Origin of the sequence: Alloprevotella tannerae ATCC 51259 (genome assembly GCF_000159995.1) — a bacterium.
Lineage (GTDB): Bacteria > Bacteroidota > Bacteroidia > Bacteroidales > Bacteroidaceae > Alloprevotella > Alloprevotella tannerae.
In genome coordinates, this window is record NZ_GG700643.1 from 844127 (window position 1) to 869394 (window position 25268).

The 25268-nt window shown below is 47.9% G+C and carries 18 protein-coding genes; 5 read left to right on the forward strand and 13 right to left on the reverse strand.

All coding sequences use genetic code 11. From position 1 onward, the window contains the following. Nucleotides 1-78: 78 nt before the first annotated feature. The 12 genes from GCWU000325_RS09455 to rsmH all read right to left on the reverse strand — a co-directional run bounded on the left by GCWU000325_RS09455 (nt 79) and on the right by rsmH (nt 15071). Nucleotides 79-339 (reverse strand): membrane protein, encoded by a 261-nt coding sequence (locus tag GCWU000325_RS09455; RefSeq protein WP_006256333.1) that lies wholly within the window; start codon nt 337-339, stop codon nt 79-81. Nucleotides 340-1306: 967 nt separating this feature from the next. Beyond that, nucleotides 1307-1810 (reverse strand): outer membrane beta-barrel protein, encoded by a 504-nt coding sequence (locus tag GCWU000325_RS09460; protein WP_006256336.1) that lies wholly within the window; start codon nt 1808-1810, stop codon nt 1307-1309. A gap of 12 nt (nt 1811-1822) precedes the next feature. Then, on the reverse strand, nt 1823-3268 hold the full coding sequence (locus GCWU000325_RS09465; RefSeq protein ID WP_006256337.1) for a hypothetical protein: 1446 nt from the start codon (nt 3266-3268) through the stop codon (nt 1823-1825). A gap of 330 nt (nt 3269-3598) precedes the next feature. Continuing rightward, nucleotides 3599-4366, reverse strand: coding sequence for a hypothetical protein (locus tag GCWU000325_RS09470; protein ID WP_006256338.1), 768 nt, complete (start codon nt 4364-4366; stop codon nt 3599-3601). 318 nt (nt 4367-4684) lie between these two features. After that, nucleotides 4685-5398: a peptidylprolyl isomerase gene (locus tag GCWU000325_RS09475; protein ID WP_006256339.1), complete on the reverse strand. Its 714-nt coding sequence runs from the start codon at nt 5396-5398 to the stop codon at nt 4685-4687. A gap of 50 nt (nt 5399-5448) precedes the next feature. After that, nucleotides 5449-6750: an FtsW/RodA/SpoVE family cell cycle protein gene (locus GCWU000325_RS09480; protein ID WP_006256340.1), complete on the reverse strand. Its 1302-nt coding sequence runs from the start codon at nt 6748-6750 to the stop codon at nt 5449-5451. 25 nt (nt 6751-6775) lie between these two features. Beyond that, nucleotides 6776-8116 carry a UDP-N-acetylmuramoyl-L-alanine--D-glutamate ligase gene (murD, locus tag GCWU000325_RS09485; protein ID WP_006256344.1) on the reverse strand — a complete coding sequence of 447 codons (1341 nt, stop codon included), beginning with the start codon at nt 8114-8116 and terminating at the stop codon, nt 6776-6778. A gap of 9 nt (nt 8117-8125) precedes the next feature. Next, nucleotides 8126-9397: a phospho-N-acetylmuramoyl-pentapeptide-transferase gene (mraY, locus tag GCWU000325_RS09490; RefSeq protein ID WP_006256345.1), complete on the reverse strand. Its 1272-nt coding sequence runs from the start codon at nt 9395-9397 to the stop codon at nt 8126-8128. A 23-nt stretch (nt 9398-9420) separates the two neighbouring features. Beyond that, nucleotides 9421-10881, reverse strand: a complete 1461-nt coding sequence (locus GCWU000325_RS09495; RefSeq protein ID WP_040599616.1) for a UDP-N-acetylmuramoyl-L-alanyl-D-glutamate--2,6-diaminopimelate ligase — start codon at nt 10879-10881, stop codon at nt 9421-9423. 52 nt (nt 10882-10933) lie between these two features. After that, nucleotides 10934-13555 carry a penicillin-binding transpeptidase domain-containing protein gene (locus GCWU000325_RS09500; protein ID WP_006256347.1) on the reverse strand — a complete coding sequence of 874 codons (2622 nt, stop codon included), beginning with the start codon at nt 13553-13555 and terminating at the stop codon, nt 10934-10936. Nucleotides 13556-13602: 47 nt separating this feature from the next. Next, entirely contained in the window at nt 13603-14127 is a 525-nt protein-coding gene (locus GCWU000325_RS11045; RefSeq protein ID WP_006256348.1) for an FtsL-like putative cell division protein, read from the reverse strand. Nucleotides 14128-14132: 5 nt separating this feature from the next. Next, entirely contained in the window at nt 14133-15071 is a 939-nt protein-coding gene (gene rsmH / locus GCWU000325_RS09510) for a 16S rRNA (cytosine(1402)-N(4))-methyltransferase RsmH (RefSeq protein WP_006256349.1), read from the reverse strand. Nucleotides 15072-15834: 763 nt separating this feature from the next. Here rsmH and GCWU000325_RS09515 point away from each other — a divergent pair. The 5 genes from GCWU000325_RS09515 (at nt 15835) to GCWU000325_RS09535 (ending at nt 23476) form a co-directional block, all read left to right on the forward strand. Next, complete coding sequence (locus tag GCWU000325_RS09515) at nt 15835-16671, forward strand: sulfite exporter TauE/SafE family protein (protein ID WP_006256353.1); 837 nt, start codon at nt 15835-15837, stop codon at nt 16669-16671. A 65-nt stretch (nt 16672-16736) separates the two neighbouring features. Beyond that, on the forward strand, nt 16737-17216 hold the full coding sequence (locus tag GCWU000325_RS09520; protein ID WP_006256354.1) for a DUF1634 domain-containing protein: 480 nt from the start codon (nt 16737-16739) through the stop codon (nt 17214-17216). 477 nt (nt 17217-17693) lie between these two features. Continuing rightward, complete coding sequence (locus tag GCWU000325_RS09525) at nt 17694-20624, forward strand: SusC/RagA family TonB-linked outer membrane protein (protein WP_006256357.1); 2931 nt, start codon at nt 17694-17696, stop codon at nt 20622-20624. Between the two features lie 20 nt (nt 20625-20644). Further along, nucleotides 20645-22174 carry a RagB/SusD family nutrient uptake outer membrane protein gene (locus tag GCWU000325_RS09530; protein ID WP_006256358.1) on the forward strand — a complete coding sequence of 510 codons (1530 nt, stop codon included), beginning with the start codon at nt 20645-20647 and terminating at the stop codon, nt 22172-22174. A gap of 123 nt (nt 22175-22297) precedes the next feature. Then, complete coding sequence (locus tag GCWU000325_RS09535; protein WP_006256360.1) at nt 22298-23476, forward strand: hypothetical protein; 1179 nt, start codon at nt 22298-22300, stop codon at nt 23474-23476. A 323-nt stretch (nt 23477-23799) separates the two neighbouring features. Here GCWU000325_RS09535 and GCWU000325_RS09540 read toward each other — a convergent pair whose 3' ends face one another. Beyond that, on the reverse strand, nt 23800-24834 hold the full coding sequence (locus GCWU000325_RS09540; RefSeq protein ID WP_050756635.1) for a hypothetical protein: 1035 nt from the start codon (nt 24832-24834) through the stop codon (nt 23800-23802). Nucleotides 24835-25268: the final 434 nt, after the last annotated feature.

Here is a 25268-nt window from a genome sequence, read left to right on the forward strand (position 1 = left end):
CTTTTTAGATAACTTATCCTGTCAGGATATTTGTCTATTTGCTTAGTAGTTCGTTCGTTATCAAGCCGATGATGCGCCTTATAAAGCCGTGAAAGAGGCCATGAAGCCACACACCACGCCGGGGAAGTTAGCTATAACGATCGGCCAATCCTTTTTCTTACGAAAGAAACCATACCCCACCCACAGCACGCAGTTGATGCCTGCCACCATAGGTTGGAGCCAATCGCCTTTATGTCCGGAGAGATTAGAGCCAATCTGCGGAATATAAGAAATATACATAGCCATGGCTGTTGCCGTAGCGACCCAGCCGAGAATCGATAAAAATTTTTCTTGCGTCATTTTATACTAAGTTTAGTTGTAACACGCTGCAAAGATACTGCTTGTCGATCATTTATGGTTGATCTTTGGCAAAAAAACAGCTTGAAACATTACTCTTAATTTGATTTGGCCAAGGCCTTACTTCCGTTTCACGAATGTGCACATACCTCTTCTTATGTCATCATATAGGCTGCAAAGGCTTCTTTATTAAGCGGCGTATATCAAAACCGAGCCTCTAATACGCAATTTTTATCAAGCTTTTAGTTTTTGTTTATGGGTCATTACCAATATGCGGAAGAAAGCTAAGCAGCTTAGGCTCTTTATTAAAAGGCTTTTCAGATATAGCCCGAAAAGGCTTATTGCAGTCCGCCCGCAAAAGTAGAAACTTAAGCAAGAATTTAGCCCTTCAAGCAGAGATCGGTAGTTTGTCTTATTTAAAATAAGACAATCATAGTTTCGTCTCTTTGAAAAGTAGGAGATTATGGCATCAGCATGCAGGATTAGGACGGCAATGCGCCTTGTCCGGCAAGCCTCATAGCGCATCATTTTTCGCCTGCACGTAGCCTCGAAAAATGAGCTTAGGAGCGTGCTTAAACTTTCATAGGAGATCGCAAAAATTCTCTTAGGTGATCGGAAAAACTTTCTCCTATGATCGAAAAAATTGTCTTATAAGACAATTTTTCTTCTCTTATAGGAAAGTTTTAGGCTTCCTTAATGGTTTGAAAATCAGGCGCGTTTTGCGCTGTTTCGGCCCTGTTTTTTGCCTGCCGATGCTTCACCTTGACTTTTGGCTTTGGATGTGTCGGTATGTGAAATCAAGAATACGCCTTACGCTTACGCAGCATTGCTTCAAGAAAACTGAAAAAGTCTGCCCCTTTTAAGTAAGGAACAGACTTTTCTTATGATTTATATTCACTAAATGAGCCTTTTGCGTGTGCAGTTTACTTAGGAAAATACACGCCGCAAAGATCAAGTGTGAAGCAAGCGTTTAGAATGTATAGCCAATGCCCACCATTAAGCGGTCGAAGTCGGGGTGCGTAATATAATAGCGGAACGTTACATCCAAGTGCTTGAAGAATTGAATGCCGACTTTCGGCACTAATACCGGATGAACGCGCATCGTGGGGCCAAAAAGACCATTTCCAACACTATCAAAAGAAATTCCGGTACCAAGCCCGACGTAGGGTAGCACTTTTTTCGTCTTCAAAGGAAAAAGATAGTTTGCACCGGGTACGACGGCCAAAGAGTAAGTATCTAAATACCAGACGTCGTGATTCGTCGTATAGTTTTCACTATGCACGCCAAAATCTATGTTAAAACGATCCGTCAGTCGATAACTCGCATTAAGATAAATGCTAACGTGATTATATTCGTTGCCTCCTTTCTCAATAGGAATGGGATAATTTAAGCCTAAGCCAAAGCGAAATTTGTGTTGAGCTTGCGCAGACACAATACAGAGTATGAACAGTAGAAAAAAGATTATTCTTTTCATATTCTTTTATTTCTAATTAGTTTCTTTCTTGATAAACATGCCTCCCCATTTATTATTTAATTTCCCTGCTAATAAGACTTCGCCACCAATAAGTTTCTTTACAGGCATGTTTCTATACCCTCTTATCGTTTCGAGGAAATTTTTCCAGGTACCACCATTAGAAATAGATATATAGAGTAAAACTCCAGAATCAAAGACTTTTCTCATTTTTTCTTTGTTTGTTACAATGTATGTATCATTGGGAATAACAACATAAACGCTTTCAGGAGTTATAATTCTGATTGCAGTACCTCCTTCAGTTTTATCCAAAGCAGATGGGTCTTTTAACCACGAACGTAAAATGTTAAATATTTCCTGAGTTCCTTGCCCTATTAACTTATATAAGTCTTTCTCCTTAACCTCAAGTCCACAAATATCAATAGTTTTATTAAATGTATGGTCAAGGCCATGTACTTTAAAATAGGAATAAGATGTAAATACTTGCTGGAAGTTGTTCTTTGGTAGATTTTGTGTGGGTACCTTTACATTCATTTCAAGAACAAGGCCCTTATACTGCATAAATAATTCTTCTGCTGGTATATCCTTCCACCCGTTGATAAATTTGAATAAACCACCACGCTTTTTACTCATAGAGACAAAACAACCCGTCTCGTGATATACTAAGTAATTATAAGAATAAAGAGAACCATTAACTCGACGCTTTTTCATAAATTCATCATGTTTTACAGATCTATCGCCTAATACCTTTCCGATTATTTTTCCGACGAAAGTCTTGCTTTCTGCAGAGTAATGTTTAAACCTCTCTGTTGGTAGATTCTCTGCAGTTGTTTTAGACTTTGGTGAAGAGTCTTGGGTATAATTATCGTATGGAGTAAATACGACGCCGGGAGCAAGAGAGAATTTAGGTGTTGAATTATCCGTTGATAGAGAGTAGGCTTTGAGAGAAGAATAGGCGTCATCAAGTTTAAGTCTATCCTTCGCGCTTGTTGTCAAAGTTCCAAATTCCGTAATTTTATATATAGAGTCATTTAATTGTATTTCTCTATTAGAATTAAGGAGTCGAGCAAAGTTTAAACTAGGTAAATATTCTTCACAGCCATACATATCATAATAGGTCATACCTTCTTCAAGAATAATCCTTTTTTCTTCTTCTGAGACTTCATTGAGAACCGGGTCATTAGGGAGCACTTTATCTGTTAAAGATATAAAGTGTGAAGATTCAATAGCATTTCCTGTTGCTGCATTCGTTGCTCGTGTTCGTATGGAACTAATATTCGTAGATTTAACTGCTTGCAAAATGGCATCCTTGCTTGGAAAAGCAAGGATAGCTTCACCCTTGTCATTTTCTAATTCATTGTTGCTCTTGTTAATAGCTGACTCATCGTTAGAGCAAGAAAACAAGAATAAAGCACTTAAGCCTAAATAAAAGGCTCCTTTTTTGATTTTTACGTGTTTCATAACATTATTATGTAATTAAGATTCATGCTACATAAAAGAGGACCCGCAACATCAAGACTGACGCTTTCCTTCTTTTAATAGAAATCCCCTTTTTGCGGTGCAAAAGTAACAAGGAAATCGATATAAGCAAAAGTTTTATTTCATAAATAGGAAAAATAAATCTTCCTCATAGCCTTAATAAAGCCCCTCTCTATGTGAAAATGAGAAGTTGTATTCCCGCTGCGTTAGCCCTTGGTAGAGGGCAAAGAACTGTACAAAATAATAGGGGCAGCTTCTTTATATGGAGCTGCCCCTATTCTATATTTTAATTTGCTGTTGTTTTCTCGCTAATTACTTACCGATGTACTTTATGGTCTTCGTTGTGCCGTCAGCAAACTTAATGCTCTTGATAACTATGCCCTTGCCAGCCTCAGAAAGCTTGCGGCCGGAGAGGTCGAAGTATGTTTCACCTACAATTTGCTTGTTGTCAGCTTTTTCAATATTTTCGATACCTGCCGGATCTGTTGAGCATAATGTTTCAACATCGCCGCAGAAGAAGCCATTGTTGTCGCTCCAATAACCACCTAAAATCTTCAATTTTATGTTGTCTTGAGAACTTTCCATATAGGTGCCATCAAGCTTAGCAGTATTGCCTTCAAGCGTGAAAGTTATAGGCTCATTTGAAACCTCAAATTTGTCGTTCTTGTACTCCATATAGCCTACGCGGGCGCCATATTCACCGTCCTCGTATTTGCCATACATAATGTATTGACCTGCAGGAATAGTGATTTTGTTTCCTTCCTTAGTACCTTTCACCCAGCCGCCTGCTTGGTCGTCCTTGATAAATGAGGGGTAAGTAAGCACATACTTCAAATAAACAGTCTTGCCATCATCAGCAGTAACGACTTTCAAATCGCCGGGTTTACCACCGCCCTGTATTAATTTTCCAAGATCAGCCATCTTGATCTCCTTATCTTTAACAAAAAACATTTTACCGCTAACACGTTTGTAAACCGTTTCAGTGCCGGCCGGTTGTTCGGTAATAACTTCAGGCTTGCCTTGTGCCTGTGCATTAATGCCGATGAATGCTACGAGAGCAAGGAGTAGTAATTTTTTCATAATGATAAATGTTTAAAGTGTTACAATTTTTTATGGGTTAACCCCACTGTGATAATCTGTCTAAATAGAGAGAGCTTACACGGCAACTGCGTGTTCGCTTTCTTTTTCAGCTCCAAAAGTAGACAATATTTTCATAGAAACAAACTCTTGCGCTGTTATTTTTTATAATTAACGTCAGATCGCGAGAAAAGTGCTCCAAAAAGGGGGGCGGTCAATGAATTTGTACTAAGAATCGAGGGCTATGCATTTGTTGCATAGCCCTCTTATGTAATGATGCTCTATCAGAGTGCATTTAGCCCTTTTACCGCCCGTCTGTTATCAATGTAGGCCGAGGCGCCTTAAGGCTTTGGGGTTGAGAATATACGTGCGCCGCACTACGACATCGGTGAGGGGACGGTCGTTTTTGTCTGTGGCGACTTGTTGTATTTTCTCAATGACGTCCAAGCCTTTTATAACTTGTCCGAAGACCGTGTAATTGCCGTCTAACCAGGGGGTTCCGCCCAGTTTTTCGTAAGTCATCATCATCTCGGGCGTCATCGGCATTGGTTTGGCGGGGTTACGCAAAGAAGCATTGAATATTTCCATCAGTTTTTCATTGGAGTAGGTCTTGCCCCATACGATATAAAACTGTGAGCCGCTTCCTTCGTGCAGTGGGTTTACGTCGTCGCCTTCGCGAGCGGCAGCCAGTGCACCGCGTTTGTGGAAGTAGCGCGGCAAACAAATCTCTGCGGGTATGGTATAACTTGGCCCTCCTTCGCCCAAGCGTTGGCCGGGCGCAGCATTGCGCGAATCAGGGTCGCCGCCTTGGATCATAAAGTCGCGAATCACACGATGGAAAAGCGTTTGTTTGAAATAGCCATTGCGCACTAAGGAGATAAAGTTGTCGCGGTTCTTCGGCGTTTCGTTATACAGTTCTACTGTAAATTTACCGAGAGAAGTTTCGAAGCGCACGCGTACCCGTGGGTCTTCCTTTGCCAAGAGTTGTAAGGGGCAAAGCAGACAAACGAGGAGTAGCTTTTGGAAGAGATGCATAGTTTTTATAAGTTTATGGCAGCCCCAAAGGACGTCCGAGATTATGAATGTCAGTTTTCTGTTGCGATTTGCATTTCCTCATCGGCTACAATCGCTTCCTCCTCATTGGTAGTTGCATCTTTAGGATCAGCAGCCCTTTCGGTAGCAGTCTTAACCTTAGTACGGCGCACGACCAATCGGCTAATGCTGAGAATGATCCCGATATAGAAACAGTTGATTAAGGTTGATGTGCCGCCTCGACTGATGAGTGGGAGCGGCTGCCCGGTGACGGGGGCAATGCCTACGGCCACGAGCATATTAAATAAGGCTTGGAGTACCAACATCAAGGCTGCGCCCATTACTGTTAAGGCATAAAAGTAGCGTGAATGGGTTGGCGTGCGCTGCATATCTCGACAACGCGACGCTATTCGCCCGGCTCGGAAGAGTAGCCAAATATATAGAATAACAACAATAGCGCCTCCCCAGATGCCTAGCTCTTCTATGATGATGGCATATATAAAGTCGGAATATGCCTGACTGAGGAAGTCGCGCTGAATAGAGTTGCCGGGCAATTTACCTACGACATTGGAGGAGGCGATGGCGATATTGGCGTGGGCCACTTGGGCGTCCTTATCAATATCAAAGTCTTCAGGTGCGAGCTGCTTATCATCACCAAAGTGCTTCGTGATGCGTGCTTTCCACGTGGAGAAGCGGTGGAGCACACCTGAATCATCCGGTGAGGTAGATGAGGGCGAGAGGGCCACGACTAAGAGTATGAGCGCTATAATAATGGCAAAGACGCCGAGCAATGAACCCAGTTGCCGAAAGGGTACGCGCCCAATGTACATCATTAAGAATATGACGGCAAAAAGCAAGGCTGCGGTCGAGAGGTTCTCTGTAAAAATAAAGAGTTCGATGAAGCCCGTGAGTAGCAAAATATATTTGATAGCCTTTGGGTCGGCTCCATCGTCGCGCTGAAGGCGAGATAGAATGAGGGCTGTGGTCAGAACCATCACACATTTAGCCAACTCGGAGGGTTGGAATTGGATGAAACCGACGTCGACCCAGCGCTGGGCATCATTGGTCGAGGCACCGAGGAAAAAGGAAAAGATGAGTAAGATCAACGTTATAGGTAAGCCAATGACGGGTATGACTTGAAAGAAACGCGGCTGGATCATCTGAAAAGCTATGACGATGGCCGTGCCTAAACCTAAGAAAAGGGCTTGCTTGAACATAGGCATCCAAAAGCTGCCGCTTTTGTAAGTCAGCGTGCTGGCTGCGCTAAAGACCTCGACAAGCGAGATAGCGCAAAGGAAGAAGAAGATGGCCCAGATAACGCGGTCGCCCTTGAAGATATTGCTTACTTTTGCCATTGACTTTTATTATTGTTACTCAAGCTTATTCGGTGGTTTGCATTGCGCGAACGAGTGCCTTAAATTGATCGCCGCGATCGCCCATATTTCGGAAGAGATCGAAGCTGGCACAACACGGACTCAACAAAACCGTATCGCCGGGTAGGGCTGCTGCGGCGCAAGCTGCTACGCAATCTTTCATACTATGCGTATCGCTAATCGGGAGATTAAAGTTGGCAAAGAAGTCTTGTAGTTTGCTGTTGTCAGCCCCAAGGAAAACGAGGGCGCGGCATTTCTCTCGCACGAGTGGTGCTATTTCGTTATAGTCGTTGCCCTTGTCCGTACCACCCAAAATGAGTACGACGGGCGTCTGCATACTTTCAAGCGCACAATAGCAAGCGTCGACGTTGGTCGCTTTCGAGTCGTTAACATAATGTACGCCGGCCACATCTGCTACCTTCTCAAGGCGATGAGGCACACCGGGGAAGTCGGCCAAGCCGGCGCGGATCGTTGCCTCATCTACGCCCGCTGATTGGGCTGCTAAGGCTGCGGCCATACTGTTGCGTAGATTGTGGCGGCCGGGCAGTGAGAGTTCGCTCAGAGCCATCGTGAAGGGTGTGGGCTGATCAATCGTCAACAAACCATTTTCCGCATAGGCAGCTGCACCTGCTTCAGGAGCGTCGGCAAAAGCCAATAGGCGGCTTGCGGGAGCAAGTTGTTGGAGTTGGGTCGGGATGTGTTCGTCGCCGGCCCAATATATAAATGTATCTTGCGGGCGCTGGTTTTGCAGGATGCGCATCTTTGATGCCACGTAGTTCTCCATCTTAAAGTCATAGCGATCGAGGTGGTCGGGCGTAATGTTCAGCAGAACGGCAATGTCGGCACGGAAGCGGAACATATCGTCCAGTTGAAAAGAAGAGAGTTCGATCACGTACCAATCTACATCGCCTTCAGCTACTTGCAGCGCGAAACTACGTCCGATGTTGCCGGCGAGGCCTACGTTATAGCCCGCCTTTTGCAGGATATGATAAATGAGTGACGTCGTCGTCGTCTTGCCATTGCTACCCGTGATGCAAATGGTGCGTGCTTGGGTATAGCGACCGGCAAATTCGATTTCGCTGATTACGGGAATGCCCTTTTCGCGCAGTGCACGCACCATCGGTGCGGTTTCCGGAATGCCGGGACTCTTGATGACTTCATCCGCATCGAGTATCGCTTCGGGCGTATGCTTGCCTTCCTCCCAACGCAAGTTGTGGGCTGAGAGTTGGGCCTTGTATTTATCTTGGATGTGTCCCATATCGGACACAAATACTTCATAACCTTTCTGCTGCGCGAGAATGGCGGCGCCTACGCCGCTTTCGCCTGCGCCTAAAATGACTATTTTCATTGTATTTCCTTATCTGATCTTCAATGTGATGATGGCTGCTGCGGCCAGCAAGATGGTTGTAATCCAAAAGCGGACGGTAATTTTCGACTCGTGCCACGTGCCGCGCGGCCAATTTTTTAGCAAATAACGGCACTCCGGATCAAGTTGCTTGCCCAAGACCCTGAAGTTGTCGTGAATCGGTGTGCGCTTAAAGATTCTACGCTTCAAGCCTTTGCGCTTGAAGAATTTGAAATATTCTACTTGTAAGATCACACTCAGACTTTCTACAAAGAAGATGAAGCAGAGTAGCGGGAGAAGGAGTTCTTTGTGGGTAATGATGGCCAATACGCCAATCAGACCGCCAATGGTAAGTGAGCCGGTATCGCCCATAAATATTTGGGCGGGGTAGGCGTTGTACCACAAAAAACCGATGAGCGCTCCAATCATCGCAAAGATAAAGATGACTAGTTCCTCTGACCCTGGAATGTACATAATGTTTAGGTATCCGGCCCATTGGACGTGTCCGGATACGTAGGCAAAGATGGCCAGCGCTATGCAGATAATGGCCGAATTGCCGGCGGCCATACCATCCATTCCGTCGTTGAGGTTCGCGCCGTTGGAGACGGCAGTGATCACGAAGATGGTCATCAGTACGAAGAGAATCCAGCCTACTGCTTGCTTGTGTTCGCCTACAAATGAAACGATTTCGGCATAGTCGAGGTTGTGGTTCTTTACAAATGGGATGGTCGTCTGCGTAGCCTTGACGGGCTGACTCTTATGCTTGACGACCGTCACGTGGTTGACGTTGACAGTTTCTACATTCTCGTGTATCACGGCATCCGGACTTAGATAAAGCGTCAAGCCTATGCCTAAGCCCAAGACTACTTGTCCTAGGATTTTGTAGCGTCCGGGCAAGCCGTCTTTCTTCTTCTTAAAGATCTTGATATAGTCGTCTAAGAAGCCGATGATGCCCAACCAAACCGTAGAAATGATCATCAATATAAGGTAGATATTGCGAAGACGACCGAGTAAAAGTACGGGTACGAGAATAGCTATAATAATGATGATGCCGCCCATTGAGGGCACATTCAACTTCTGCGTACCAAAGGGGTCGATGGTTGCATCGCGCTGTGTCTCACTAATGTTCTTGCGCTTCATGAGTTTGATGAAATACTCGCCAAACCACGTGGATATGATCAGCGCAAGCATCAATGCAAGCAGGGCGCGGAAGGAGGTGTAGCTCCATAGGCCGGAACCGGGTACGCCAATGCTTTCTAATGCGCGGAAGAGATAGTATAACATATCTGAAAGTCTTTGGTGGGCGCTTATGCTTCTAATCCGAAAGCCTTGCGCACCTCTTCGTGATCATCAAAATGGTGTTTAACGCCTTTGATTTCTTGATAAGGCTCGTGTCCTTTACCCGCTATGAGGATTACATCGCCGGCTTGTGCCATTGCCGCTGCGGCGCGGATGGCTTCGCGGCGGTCTACGATGGCGATGGTTTTAGCACGTTGCGTTTCATCCAAGCCCGCGAGCATATCATCTACAATAGCTTGCGGCTCTTCAAAGCGCGGGTTGTCGCTCGTGATGATAACGCGATCGCTACGATTGGCCGCTTCTTGGGCCATCAAGGGGCGCTTACCTTTATCTCGATTGCCGCCGGCGCCGCAAACCGTAATCACCTGCGCTTTGCCGTGTACGATTTCATCAATAGACGAGAGCACGTTGGCCAAGGCGTCCGGCGTGTGGGCATAGTCAATGATCGCACTCACGCCTTTTGGGGAGCGAATGGCTTCAAAGCGTCCGTTGACGGGGTGGAGCGAAGAGAGTACGCGCAAAGTTTCATCGGGAGATACCCCAAGCTCGATGGCTGCTCCATACACGGCGAGCAGATTAGAGACATTAAAGCGTCCGACAAACCGCACGCTAACTTCGCGACCATTTATTTCGAGCAGCATACCTTCGAGCGACTCTTCAAGGATCTTTCCTTTGTAGTCGGCCGCTGCTCTCGTGGAATACGTTTTGATGCGAGCCTTTGTATTCTGCACCATAATGGGTCCATTCTTATCGTCGGCGTTGGTGATAGCAAAAGCCTGTTTGCTCAAGCCGTCAAAGAAAGCCTTCTTAGCGTCGCGATAATTCTCAAAAGTTTTATGATAATCGAGGTGGTCGCGCGTCAGGTTGGTGAAGAGTGCCCCGGCGAAGTCTAAACCGCCGATTCGCTTTTGATGAATGGCGTGCGAACTACATTCCATAAAAGCATATTCGCAGCCTTCGTCGGCCATTTCCCCAAGGAGCTTATTTAAGGTTACGGGGTCCGGCGTCGTGTGTTCCGTCGGCACAGCGTGCGTTCCGATATAGTTGCATACCGTAGAGCAAAGGCCACACTTAAAGCCGAGTTCCGTAAACAGATGATACAATACAGTGGCAATTGTCGTTTTTCCGTTTGTGCCCGTCACACCAACAAGTTTCAAGCGTTGCGTAGGATCTCCATAAAATGTAGTAGCCACTTTCCCGATCGCATCTTCCGTGTCCGCCACACGCACAAAGGTGACGTCGGTCGGCGTTTCAGCCGGAATGGGTTCACTAACCAAGATCGCCGAAGCGCCTTTTTCAATCGCGCCGGCAATAAAAGCGTGCCCATCAGTCTGCGTGCCTTTGACAGCCACAAAGAGATTGCCCTTTTCAACTAAGCGCGAATCCATGTTCACGCCGTTAATATCAATAGTGAGGCTCCCTCGCGTTTCGAGGGGACTGATTTTCTGCAAGAGGTCCGACAATTTCATCATGTATATATATTGTATGCGTTGAATGATTTACTGACACTGAAGGCGGGCATTATTTCTTTTTGCCCTTGTTCGGTGTAGTATTCGTTGTTGTTGATTCTTTTTTCTTTCCGCTCGTTCCGGATGCCGACGAAGCGGGTTTAGGTTTCGATTTTCCGGCGGCTTCCGCCGTGGTTTTCGCATTTGCCTTCGGCTTGTCTTTGGGCTTATCTTTGGTAGCCGTCTTGGGCTTGTCCTTTGCCTTGTTCTCCTCCGTTCGGCGCTGCGGCGTAGCTTCGCGTGTCCCAGTTCGTGCCGGTTCTTTTGGCTTATCCTTCGGCTTCTCCGTATTGGTCACTTTCGGTTTTTCTGGTTTGATGCCCTCTTTAGCTGGTTTAGCTTGCGGCTTTTCGGGCTTGGGTGTGGGCGCCGGCGTGTTAGTTGTTGCCGGTGTCGCGTTCTCCGGAGCAGCTTGTTGCGCAGGTTCAGTAGCTGCTTCTTCTTCGGTCGCCGCCATCTCCTGCACTTCTGCGCCTTCTCCCAAAATGAGGTTGACGTGTTCTCCGCGCTTGATCTTCGCACCCGGCGGAATACTTTGCGCCGTCACGCGTCCGATGCCTGCGCAGTTTACCAACAAGCCTGCTTGCTCGAGACGGAATACCGCATCACGCAAACCATAGCCGCGCACATCGGGCATTTCGTCTTTCGGCGTCAACTTATTTGCCAGCGAAACGCTGCCGGAGCGCGTAGCACACGTTCCCCAGATCACGCCGTCCGCATTGCCGCCCACGTTCGTTGAGTGCGGGATGCCAAAGACGTCCAAAAGATAATTTGCAGCCAGAATGTTACCCGGGTTAACGATGGGTAGCGGAATATTTACCGAGTCTCGTGCAACCGTATAATCCGTTAAGCGATCCTGTGCCATCACCGTTTCCGCGATGCGTTTGAACACCGGCCCGCAATCCAGCGCGCCGCCCGCACTGCCGGCCTTTTCGATGCAGACAATGCAAGAATAGCGCGGCGCTTCTGAGGGGAAATAGCCGGCGAAGGAAACGAGATATTCAGCCGAGCGGCCGTGAGCCGTCCAAACCTGTGCCGTTCCGGTTTTGCCTGAGATGTGGAAAAGTTTGGAGTTGATCTTTCGTCCGACGCCGTCAGTCACCACGGCGCGCAGACAAGCCTGCACATCCTTGATAGCCTCCGGTTTCGCCATCTGTTCGCGAACAACGATAGGCGGCTTTTCCTCGATGACCTCTCCGTTGCGCAAGATTGCTTTGATGAAGCGTGGGCGCATCATCTTACCATCGTTGGCAATGCCGTTGTAAAAAGTCAGCGTACTAATAGGTGGTATCTGCGTTACGTAGCCAATACTCATCCACGGCAAGTCCGTCTTTGCCCAGCGGTCGCCTAAGTCGCGCGGACGGCGAATGCGAGGCTTGGCATAGCCCGGAATGGGGATGCGCAAATCTTCGCCGACGCCGGTCGCGTAGATCCCGTCAACGAATTTATCAGGGTTGTTGCCGTAGAAACGATCGATAAACTTGCTGACGCCGACGTTCGACGAGTTAGCAATACACATTCGTGCCGTCAAGCGCCCGTAGCCACCATTGCGCCAGTTGTGGTCTTTCATTTTTCGGCCGTGCATTTCTATAATGCCATAGCCGGTGTCTACTTGGTCGTTGAGGTGAAGAAAGCCATCGTTGAAGGCCACCAAGAACGACATCGGTTTGAATACCGATCCCGGTTCCATCAAGTTGCTTACCGCCTTGTTGGAGATTTCATGAAACGAGCCATCGCCCACGCGCGACAGACTTGAGATCGCTTTGACGTCGCCCGTCTTGACATCCATCACAATAGCCACGCCAAAGTTTACCTGCCCACGCCCTTCTCCCTGAATTTCGCGCAAGCGGTCGCCCAGCGCCTTTTGTGTAATGTCCTGCATCGCAATGTTGAGCGTCGTTTGCACGTCGCAGCCGTCTTCTGCCGGAAGGTCTACGATGCTTAAGTATTGATTGAGCACTTTTTGCCGGTGGTAGCGCCCGGGCTTGCCGCGCAAGATCGCGTCGTAAGTCTTTTCGATGCCGCTTCGCGCCTCATCTTTCCCGCGATAGAGGTCGCCGACGGTGCGCGGCGCCAAAGCGCCGAAGGGATTAACGCGAGTTCTGAACGTTTCGACGTGGAAGCCGCCGCGATAGGGGGCTAAGCGCAGCAAGGGCAGCTGCTTCACGCGGCGATATTGTATATAACTGACGCGCTTGGGATAGACTGGCCAGTTTTTACTCTTTTTACGGCGCCCTTCGCGCAAGTGTTCGGCCAACTTAGCCGGATCTATGTCAGGAAAAATGCGGTGCATCCCCTGACAGATGCTATCCATCTTGACCGTCAGGAGCGAATCGCGGATCAGTTGTTCTTTATGTTTACGGACCGAGTCATCCATTTCGACCATAAAGTCCATATACATTTTATATTCAGGCAAAGATGCCGCCAAGACCTCCCCATCGTCGGCCAAAATATTGCCACGCATTGGCGTGAGCGACACATTTCGCCGCTGGAAGCGATCGTTTACCGCCATCCAATAGTCCTTTTTGACGGTCATAATGTAGAGCGATTTACCCACAATGACCAGTCCGACAAGCGCCAGGAGTATTGCGATGACCGAAAAGCGCGAACTGAATTTGTCTAAATATACTTTCATGTTTTAAAGCCTGTAACTTTTCCTAAAACTGTCCGGGCAACAAGCCATTAAGGCTGTTTGCTACTCGAGGAAGTCTCAGCCTCTACAGGCAAGTTATAATTGGGCGTCGTCGACGTATGGAGCGTCGTGTCAGCCAGATGCTCTTCTACGCTGCTGCGGCGTGTCATTTCTTTCAATTGTCCGGAGAGCGTCAGCGCCTTGTAGCGTCTGTCGAGCAGCGTGTCGGCCAAATGCGTCCCTTCGATCATTTGCTGCTGGCACGCATAGCGATTGCCAACGTAAAGGAGACACATGACGATGATCATCACAATATACCAAAAATGCCGGCGAAACCAAGCACCCGCCAAGATGTCGCCACCGAGAATGGCGCGCAGGGATAGCGAGCGTCGGAGGTTAAACTCCTCCTCTCCCGTCAGGTTCTTGAAGGCCCGCTTCGCTTTCGTTTCGTTGTCGTCTTCAGTCTGCTTTTGGGGCGTTTCAGTGCGGCGATGGCGCTGCTTTTCAGCCGCCGACCGCTCCAAGGCTTCTATCACCTTTCGTCCGTCTGTTTTCTCGTCAGTTGTTTTTGTCATGGGTCTTACTTGCCGTCTATTCGTTCGGCGATGCACTCTCCGATGCGCAACTTCGCGCTTCGGCTGCGTGGGTTCGCATTCATTTCAGCCTCGTCGGGCCTTATTACACGTCCATTGACGGGTTTCATCGGAGCGAGTCGGTTGCCGTAGAAGTCTTGTTCGACTTTGCCCGTCGCATTACCGGCTTTGATGAAGTTTTTCACCAAGCGATCTTCAAGCGAATGGTAAGTCAGTATCGCCAGGCGTCCCCCCGGTTTCAGCAACGTCAGTGCTGCCGTCAGCATAGCTTCCAAGGCCTCCATTTCGTGGTTCACCTCGATGCGCAGGGCTTGAAACACCTTGGCCATATCCTTCTTCGCGCGGGCTGCGCCGAGATAGGGCGTAACGACGTCGACCAATTGCTCCACGCGCTCAATCGGCGCGGCGGCGCGGGCCTTGATGATGGCCGCGGCCAAGCGGCGCCCATTGTTGAGTTCGCCGTAGAGATAAAACAGGTTTGCCAATTGCTCTTCGCTGTACGTATTGACGACGCCGGCCGCTGAGGTGTGCGCGCGTTTGTTCATCCGCATATCCAGCGCCCCTTCAAAGCGAAAGGAGAACCCCCTGTCGGCCGCATCGAAGTGGTGACTGGAAACGCCCAAGTCGGCCAAAATGCCATCGACCTGCGCATAGCCGTAATAGTGCAGCCAGTTTGGCAGATAGCGAAAATTGCTTTGCACAAAGGTCAGTCGATCTTCGCCGGCCGGAATATTGCGTTGCGCGTCGGCATCTTGGTCAAAAGCCAGCAAGCGCCCGTTAGGGCCCAATCGGCGCAAGATCTCCCGACTATGACCGCCCCCGCCGAAGGTGCAATCGACGTAGCAGCCATCCGGCCGAACGTTTAATCCGTCCACTGTGGTTTGCAGCAGTACGGGAATGTGGTAATCGGGAGCAGCGTCAGTCATCTCTGAAGATTTTTCTATCGTCTAACCAAACAGCAAAAATAGAGATTATTCTGCACATTTGCCTTTTTTAAGGCAGGAAATCTTATAAAGCGGTTTCGTTTTGCGTCGCCGTGTGCGGCAGTTGGTCCGGAAGCTCATCGCGAAGGTCTGTTTTTGCTCCTGTAAGGCTCATTTTTGAGGCGCTATATATAATAATGTGTAGTCGGCGGTCAAAATTGGGTGTCGGCGGGCCTGTTGTTGAGGTTTTTTTATCGAATTTTGAGTGGCTTTATCGGTATCGACTATGCGGCCGAGGCTTTTTGCGCGTCCCTGTGCAAGACTTTATTCGCTGAAGCATAAAGGTAGCGTGGATCAAAGTAGGCCTACTACCTTTTTCATCACGACAATAAAGGTTTGCGCTCACGATAAAAAGACCTTGCGCTCGTGAGAAAAAACCTTTGCGCTCACGATGAAAAATATCGAAGCCCCAACTTCGCCGGAACGAAATGAATAGCCTCGCCTTACGTAATCGACATTTGGTGCATCGTTGTTGCGAGCGAAGTTTGCGCTGCGGCCAGTCGGGTGGAAACGGGTGGGGTGGCAGCGTTCGGCCATCGCCTATCATCGAAGGCTGTGCAGTGTGCGTGATGGTGCAAAGCAGCGTAATGCCCTAAAATGGGAAATCGCAATTTTTTTAGGTGAGAATAGGTTGGCAAAAGTCAAATATACTATATTTGCAACCCGGAATAAGCAAAAATGATCTGTACGCGGCTCGGCCGGAATTATGACAGTCGTTGTTTTTACATTGTTGATATTGCTCGCTGCTTACTGCGCAGGCTTGTTGGGTTCGCTTACCGGACTCGGCGGTGGGGTTGTGGTCATTCCTTTTCTTACGCTTGGGTTTGGCATCGACTTCCATTATGCCGTCGGAGCGGCACTGGTTAGCACGATAGCCACAAGTTCCGGCTCCGGAAGTGCGTATGTCAAGGAAGGTATTACCAACGTGCGCCTCGGTATGTTTCTCGAAGTGGCGACCACGGTAGGCGCCGTCACGGGCGCTTTTGTCGCCGTCTGGCTCAATAGTTCTGTTATTGCCGTTATCTTTGGCTTCGTGCTCATCCTGACTGTCATTATGCAGCAGCGGCGCAAGCTGGACCACGAGGGCGTGGTCGGTTCGGATGCCGCGCGGCGCTTAAAGCTCTTCGGAGCTTGGCCGCAGCGCGACGGAACGCTGAAGCATTATGAATTGCGCAACGTTGGGGGCGGACTTGGCGTAATGTACGTTGCCGGCATCTTGTCGGGCGTGCTCGGCATTGGATCGGGCGTCTTGAAAGTCATAGCGATGGACGGCATTATGAAGGTGCCGTTTAAGGTGAGTACGACGACGAGCAATTTTATGATGGGCGTTACGGCCTGCGCTTCGGCCGTAGTCTACGTGCAGCGCGGCATCATTCTCCCGTCTGTGGCCTTCCCGACGCTGATCGGCGTCTTACTCGGTGCATTGACGGGCGCGCGACTCCTGCAAAGTATGAACGTAAAACGCCTGCGGCAGATTTTCTTCTTCGCCATTCTACTTGTGGCGCTCAATATGCTATACAACGGATTCACCGGTAGGTTCTAAGCGGTCGGTCCGTACACATTATATATGTATCACGTCTCTTGCAAGAGCAATAACCTTTCGGAACAATGAGGGAACCGACATCAACTGAAAAAGCGCACCCCGCAGCGCCCCAAGGCAAGTCCTGCACGAAGGATGCAGCGGGCGAGGCTTCCGGCGACGGCACTTCGCGCGATCTTTCGCTGCTCGTGGCGCGCACGCTTCGAATCGGCGTGGCGCTGGCCGGACTGATCGCCCTCGTGGGCGGGATTGGCTATCTGTGGCGTCACGGCTCGGAAACGCTGCCCGACCTCTCTCATTTTTCCTACAATGCCTTGCCGGAAAATGCAGAAGCCTATACGACGCTTGGCGGCATCTTCGGCAGCGTAGGGCAAATGAACCCCATCGGGTGGATACAGCTCGGCGTCTTGGTTTTGATCCTTACGCCTTTCTTGCGCGTCGTCATTTCTTTTTTCGACTTCCTCAAGCAGCGCGATTGGTTGTATGCCGGCATTACAGCCTTTGTTTTGGGCGTGATTATCCTCAACTCGTTAAACCCTCTTCATTGATTCTGACAAACAAATAAATTCTGATTATTATAGCAACAACGTTCCTCGGCTGAAGGGCAACAAAAGAAATCTGCCACGTCGTCTTGCTAAAAACGCTTTCAATCAAGTCCGCTCCGCCGTAGAAGTCGGTGCGAAAACAAGGTGCAAAAAACCGCAAAAGTGGACATTTTAGCGTTTTTTTATCCTCCTTAAACCGCGGGAGCAATTGTGGAAGTAGAAAAAAAGTGAGAAAAATAGAATGAAAAGTTTGCGTTTACTGAAAATATCCGTACATTTGCCAATAGCTACAATTCTGAACTGGCGAAAAAACCTCGCCGTAGGCCTTGGAAACCCTTCTTTTCGAGGTAAAGAATAAGCAAAAATATGGAGGGAGAAGATTGGACGGTAACATAGCAAAACCATAGTTTTCGCCACGCCTGTCTCTCTTCACGAAAAACGCACGAAGATTGAATATATGTTTAATTTAACGGTTATATTATGAACAAGAAGTTAGTGCTTTTGTCTGCGTGTCTGCTTTCTGCAGGCTCTATTTATGCGCAGCAACACGTAACCGGCCGGGTAGTCGACGAGCATGGCTCGCCCGTGAGCGGTGCTGTCGTTCGTGTGCAAGGGACTAAGCTCATGACGCAAACCGATGACAACGGTGTTTTTACGTTCTCGAGCTTGCCAGCCACGGCTAAGTACATTAACATCACCAACGTGGGTATGAACCCCGAGACGGTGAGCATCACGGGCAATATGCAAGTGACGATGAAAGAGTCTGGTGATAGCAACCTGACTGAAGCAGTCGTTGTAGGTTACGGTACGGCAAAGAAATTGGGTACAGTCGTTGGTACTGTGTCTAAGGTTTCTGCCGACAAAATTGAAAACAAACCGGTAACTACCGCCCTTGATGCTTTGCAGGGTAAAGTAGCCGGTGTGCAGATCTTGAACAACACGGGTGACGTAGGTAATGTCAACGGTACAAGTACGAAGGTCCGCGGTACGGGTTCACTCAATGGTGGTAACACGCCGCTCTACGTGATCGATGGTATGCCGGTAGGCGCTTCTGTGTTCTATATGTTGAACCCGAACGATATCGAAAGCTACACGGTGTTGCGTGATGCTTCAGCTACATCTATCTACGGTTCTCGTGCTGCCAATGGTGTAATCTTCGTAACAACGAAGAAAGGTCACCGCAATGAAAAGGCTGTTATCAAAATCGGCCAGAGCATCGGTTGGAGCCAATTGGCTCGCCGCATTGGTAACCCGATGAGCTCTAACGAATTGCTGGAGTATGAGTTGCAGAACGGTATCATTAACGGTGCGCAATATGCTGCTTACAAGGCTTCAGGCGTGAATACTGACTGGCAGAAGTACTACTTCAATGATAACGCTCCGATGTATAATACGAACTTCAGCGTTGCCGGTGGTAGCGAACGTACGACGTATTATACTTCTGCTTCTTATTTGAAGAAAAATGGTTTGACGCCTTCATCTCGCTTCAAGCGCTATACGGTTCGCTTTAACTTGGACTCTCGCGCAACGGATTGGTTCCACTATGGCGTGAACCTTGGTTTGAACTACGATGAGCGTACATCAGATAGAATGTTTGGCAAGCTCTATGTCGGTAATAATGGTGCATTATCTACGGTAACCAACAAACCTTACATCAATCCTTATGATAAAAATGGTCGTAAGTTGGATGTTATTCCTACAATGAATGCTTACAATAATGAGCTTTGGGCGAAACTTAATCCGTCATTTGCGAATGATGCCCGTCTCACGGGTACGGCTTTCATCGAATTGACGCCGGTTAAGGGCTTGACGCTTCGCTCTCAATTGGGTGCAGACGCTGCTGACACGCGCACAACGGTGATCGGATATCCTAGTGCGCCTTGGAATGATACGAAGGATGGCGGTTTTAGAAATGAGTATTTCAGCCGCATGTCAAGCTTCACGATTACCAATACGGCCGAATATAAATGGGAACTCAACCAAGATCATCAGTTGACATTCCTCCTCGGTCAAGAAGGTATCAAATCACAAGACTTTGGTTTCAACTCTCTCACGGTGGGTCAATCTGACGACCGTTTGATCGAATTGCGTCACGGTACGAAAGCAGAATTGCCTGACTTGGGAGGTCACAATACGGTTGAATATCTTTCTTTCTTCGGCCGCGTAGACTACTCATTACTGAATAAGTACTTCTTCGATGTGACTGTGCGTAACGACCGCAGCTCTCGCTTCGGCGCGAACAATCGCTCTGCAATGTTTGCTTCCGGTGGTTTTATGTGGAATATGAAGCGCGAAGATTTCTTGAAAGACATAGAATGGTTGACTGACCTCAAATTCAAGGCCAGCATGGGTTCTACGGGTAACTCTCAAGGTATCGGCTACTATGACGCATTGACGAAGACAGGTCAGGTATTATACAATGGTTCTAACGGTTGGGGCCTCGCTACACCGGAGAACAAGAACCTCGGTTGGGAAACACAAATTCAAACGACGATAGGCTTTTCAACGCGCCTCTTCGATCGCTTGAATCTTGAAGTAAACTACTACAACCGTCGCACGAAAGACATGTTGATGGATACGCCGTTGCCTTACACGACCGGTTTCAACAGCCAAACGTTGAATATTGGCTCTATGGTTAATAATGGTATAGAGATCCAATTCGACGTTGACGCTGTGCGCAACTGGAATGACCTGAATGTTAACGTATATGGTAACTTTACGTACAACGCTGATAAAATCACGAAACTCTTCTATGGTATTGACAAGTGGCCGCTTCCGAATAGGAGTCTTGTATATACTGTAGGTAAGAGCATTACTTTCCTCTTGCCGAAACGTGTAGGTATTAATCCGGCTAATGGTAACATCGTTTGGGCTAAGCCGGGCGGTGGCACGACGGAAACTTACTCTGAAGATCTTTACCAAGATACGGGCAAGCGTCTCTTCGCTCCGATCAATGGTGGTTTCGGTGTAAATGCATCTTGGAGAGGTTTGACCTTGAATGCTGACTTCGCATTCGTGTTGGGTAAATGGATGGTAGACAACGTAGAGTTCTTTACTTACAACCATAACTTTACGCAAAATAACCACGACCGCGCGCTCCGCAATGCTTGGAAGAAGCCGGGTGACATCACGGACGTTCCTCGTTTTGGCGTAGCAAACCGCTTCGATACTTCACAATTACACAACTCTTCTTTCCTCCGCCTCAAGAACTTGTCGCTCTCTTATGACCTTCCGAAGTCTTGGATGGAGGCTACTAAGGTGATTCGCAATGTTCGCCTCTCTGCAACGGCTCGTAACCTCTTGACCTTCACGAAGTGGAAGGGCGCAGATCCCGAGTACGGTGGCAACATCTCTCAAGCAACATTCCCGAATACCCGCGAATTCTTCTTGGGCATTGAAGTAACATTCTAATCGTTTAGACAAATAGAATTATGAAAAAGACTTTTTTCAAATCGCTGATGATCGCCGCACTCATCGTGCCGACTTTCACCGCGTGCGAATTAGACCAATACCCCACGACTTCTATTCCGGGCGAAAAATCTTGGGAGAAGCCGAGCGACGCTACTAACTTCGACAAAGGCCTCTACGCTACTTTGCGTAACAACCTTTCAAACGTAGGTGCTTTGTGGGGCGATATTTTGATGGACTACTTCCAACCGACCATTAGCTATGGTAACCGTGGAGGTTTACTCTACACTTGGACTTATAGTGCGAATGACGTGGGTGGTCCTTGGGCAAGTGGCTTTAGTGCCATTTCCGATTGTAACTACTTCTTGACGAACGTTGATAGGATCGACTATAGCAAGAGTAAGGATCGTGCCAACGACTCTATCTTGGTAAGACAGTACAAAGGTGAAGCACACTTCATCCGTGCATTGGCTTATTCTAACATTGTCAGCTATTATTGCCAGTCTTATGATGCAGGAACGGCAGCTACGACGCGCGGTCTTCCGCTCTTGACGAAGGTTGACGTAAGTGTAAAACCGAGAAGTGCAAACTTGAAGGCTACCTACGAGTTCATTCTCAATGATCTTAATATAGCTGACGATCTGCTCCAAGCTTCAGAACCGGGAACTGATCCTGTGCTTGGTCAGATCATCAATAAGACAATGACGAAAGCGCTCCGCGCTCGTGTATTGCTCAATATGGGCGACTATACAAATGCTTTAGCAGAAGCTGAAAGCTTGATCAATAGCGGTTACTTCGCTTTGGCTAACAGTGCTAACGCTTTGAGGGATATGTGGACCAATGACCAAGGTTCAGAGTTTATCTACGTGCCGGCCGGCACGCCTGATGAGCGCTTTGAATATGGCTCATCGGTTAATGATAACAACTTCCGTTCTTATAGCCAAGCTGCAGGTGCTTACAGCCCCGACTGGATTCCTTCTAAGTCAACCGTTGATATGTACTCTGCAACCGATTGGCGCACGGATATCTTCTTGGACAAGCAGAATGTGAAGTGCCAAGACCAGAAGGCTTCTAACATAGCTCTGTTTAACAAGTTCTTGGGTAACCCCAGCTTGTCTAAGAAGGGCGATAGCAAATTTGCACGTTACAACCTTCCGAAACTCTTCCGTATAGCAGAAACTTACTTGATTGCAGCTGAGGCAGCTTATCGCCTCAACGATGCAGCTAAGGCGCAACAATATCTCAACGCTTTACGTACGAAGCGTGGCTTGCTCGCTACGGTCGAGACGGGCGAGAGCTTGGCAAAGGAGATTCGATTGGAGTGGAAGCGTGAGTTTATGGGCGAAGGTATGTACTTCCGTGTACTCAAGCGTTGGGGTGTTGGTTTCCAACGTGACGCTGCGACGCAAACGGGTGCTGCAAACGTCGTTTATACCGGTGAAGCAGCTGCCAATATCGGTTTGAAGGTTGAACCTACATTCCACAACAATTGGACGTTTGATATTCCGACGCAGGAGAAGAGTATGAACCCGAACATTGAGTCGTTCGATTAAGACTTTGTAAGCTCTAAAAAGTTCATTCTTCGATAAGAGCGAGCAGAAGGTCGCTGCAAACTTGCAGTTGGTGGCGGCTTTCTACTTACAATTACAATACGAAAGGAAAAAAACAGAGACAAAATGAAAAAGTTTATTTTATCATTAGCTGCATTAGTGGTTACGGGTCTTGGCCTGACCTCTTGCAACAATGACTTCGAAAATACGAAAGTGAGCTATCCGGCACAAATGCCATATGGCTACTTCCAATCGCAGTATACGCCGGAAGGAAACTCTGAATACGCACTCACTTATACGACAACTTCGACTGGCCAGCCCATTCTTGTTGTAAAGATGCGTGGTAAATCTACAGGTGCCGACAGCGGCGTTTATCGTAACATTATTGCAACGACTGACGTAAAATACGATCCTGCTACCGGTATCTTGAGTGCTTCTTCTGAAGGCTCTCTTTATGACTTTCCGGTACTTGCTTTCGCTGCTTTCCAGAAAGATAACAACAAGGTTACTTTAAACGTGATCAAGGCAAGCGATAGCACGCGTCAGGTAGTTTCTACTTTGGTGAAGAGCCAACCATCTGATATTTATGGCACTTGGACTGCAAATATCAATGGTGTACAAACTACTTTGGTGTTGAACGATAAAGGTCAAAGTACATCGACCCCCGATGGTGGCGCTAAGACGGTTATCACACACCAGTTTGCTAATGGCGCAGGTACAATTACCTTTGCTGACGGCACACAAGGTTCTGTGAGCTATAATGCCAATGGTCAGCTCGTTATGACGATCAACGGACAGCAGGTTATCTTAGATCCTGCCCAGAGCAAGGCTGAACCTGAGATAATGATTCCTATCTGGGAAGGTGTTTACACGTCAGGCGTGTTCGGATCCCTTGGTTCAAGTACGCTCTACCAGAGCAATAAGGATGAGACTAAATACCTCATCAAGCCGTTTGTGCAAAACCAAGATGGTCTGTACTTCACCTATGATAAGTCTACTGGCGTGATCGTTATTAAAGAGCAAGATACTATGTATGACTTTACTCAAAACGGTAAGCCATACGGACATATCTTCATCTCAGACGCTGTAACAAAAGGTGCAGATGGCGCTGTGCCCAGCTCTTATGATGCAACCAACAAGGTATTCACCTTTAACGTGATTTACTTCGTGAAGGCTGGTGCATTCCCCGCTCAGACGGATACATACGCTTTGCAGAATGAAATTCCTCGCGATGAAGCTCCCACTATGATTCGTAAAACGCCTAAGTTCGAATTGAAGAACGTTCAATTGTTCAAGAACAAATAAGCGATATTCGATTTAGATCTATAGCTTGCAGCCTCGCTCTTTCAGAGCGGGGCTGCTTCGTATCCGTGAGCCAAGAATCCTACCCTGAGATTCTCTTCGCAGTTCTCTCGGATGTGCGACATAAGCGTTGACTCAGTTCCACCTTATCTGCACCATTGCTTACGTCGCTTGTCGTGCTCTCCCTTTCGATTCCTTGTTTTATGCTGCGCTTGCCTTGCTTTTTACCGGTAAGCCGCACAGGGTCGAATGGTAATATCCTAAGTAATTCTTTTACATTAACCTTCAACGCTTTTAAGCAGATGCTCAAGAGAGAAGGCTGTACTCTAAACCGTTTGTTCCTCTGTCATCTCCTTAATCCTGCACATTGCTTTCTCTACAGCCCTGCGCATTGATAGTCCGTCGGCCAGGTCTTGGGAAACGCGTTTCACGTTGTCGCGTATCTTCCTTATCTCCTGTCCGGTGAGGCTTTCAATGTGGTCCTCTATCTCGTCTATTCTGTCGACTGTGATACCTATACCTTCACGGTCGACTATATCTGCCAAGGCAGATCGGCTCCAAATGATCAGCGGCAAGCCTGCGCGCAAGTAAAACGACGCCTTGTGCGGCGTATTGATGCGCAGATACTCACCGAAGTCGCCCGTGCAGGCAGTGAGCGAGTCGCCGTCCCACACCAATCCGAAGTCGCCCTTTGCCGTGGCTATAAAGTTATCAGGCGTCATCGGTTCGTGAAGAATCAGATTTCGAGTTGATTTTAGTGCGGCTATATGGTTGCTTCCGTACACGTGTATCTCGCCATGTCTTATAACTCCGGACAGCTTTGTCAAGAACATATTTTTGCGTTCTTCTATTGAACCGGCATAGACAATTCTGTGTGGAGGGAATGTCGCCGGTTTATCCACGGTTTCCGAATTTGAAAGATAATCGTGTAGCCCCATACCGTGGCATGGTCGTTTAAGTCCGTGGCTCTTTAACCATTCCGCCATTGTATCGTTGGCGGCTATTATATAGTCGGCGTTTGATAGTCGGCGTATTTCCTGCTTCACGGTGACCTTCTTTCGGCGGAAAGCTCCAAGATCATGGATGAACGCCATCGAATTTGCCTCACGCCACCGTGCCAACCGGCACATAAACGAAAAATATTTCTTTGTCGGATATTGCAGGAAAACCACGTCGCCTTTCCTTACCGACAGCGCATACGTCACGATTCCGGCCAAATCTGTAAGGAAAGCCGCGATGTATTCTTTGTAATACGTGCGCCGCAGTCCGAGGTTGTGCGCCCCCATTTGTACCAATATATCCTCATAGTCGCCCTTCGCCTTGTTGCCCGCCCCTTGTCGTCCTTTATAATTTCGCGACACATAGCACAGTCTTCTTCCATTTACCATGTCGTTGAGATGTTTGCCTTTACCGAGATTGTATGTTGTTAAACAAAAGTGTACAACTGCAAATCTAATTATTTATTTTTGAATGTCTTCATTTCGTTTTCCTTTGTGACTTTCCTTGCAGATCCATCTTTGTTTTCCGATTGTTTCGGCTCCTCAAAGAAAAGCAGACAAGCCTAATTCAATATATTTCTAAGTGCTAAAGTGGCGTCTCTACTCGCTGATGCATTCGTCTCTACTCGCAGATACGTTCGTCTCTGCGGGTTGATGCGATCGTCTCTGCGAGTAGAGACACTAAGCATCCGCCTGCCTATGCCTCGAAAGTTAGGTCGGGACTAAGCTTTTCAGCCTGTCCGTGGGCATTGGGCGCCGTACATTCCTACGCAGAATATGCAAGGATTTACACTAAG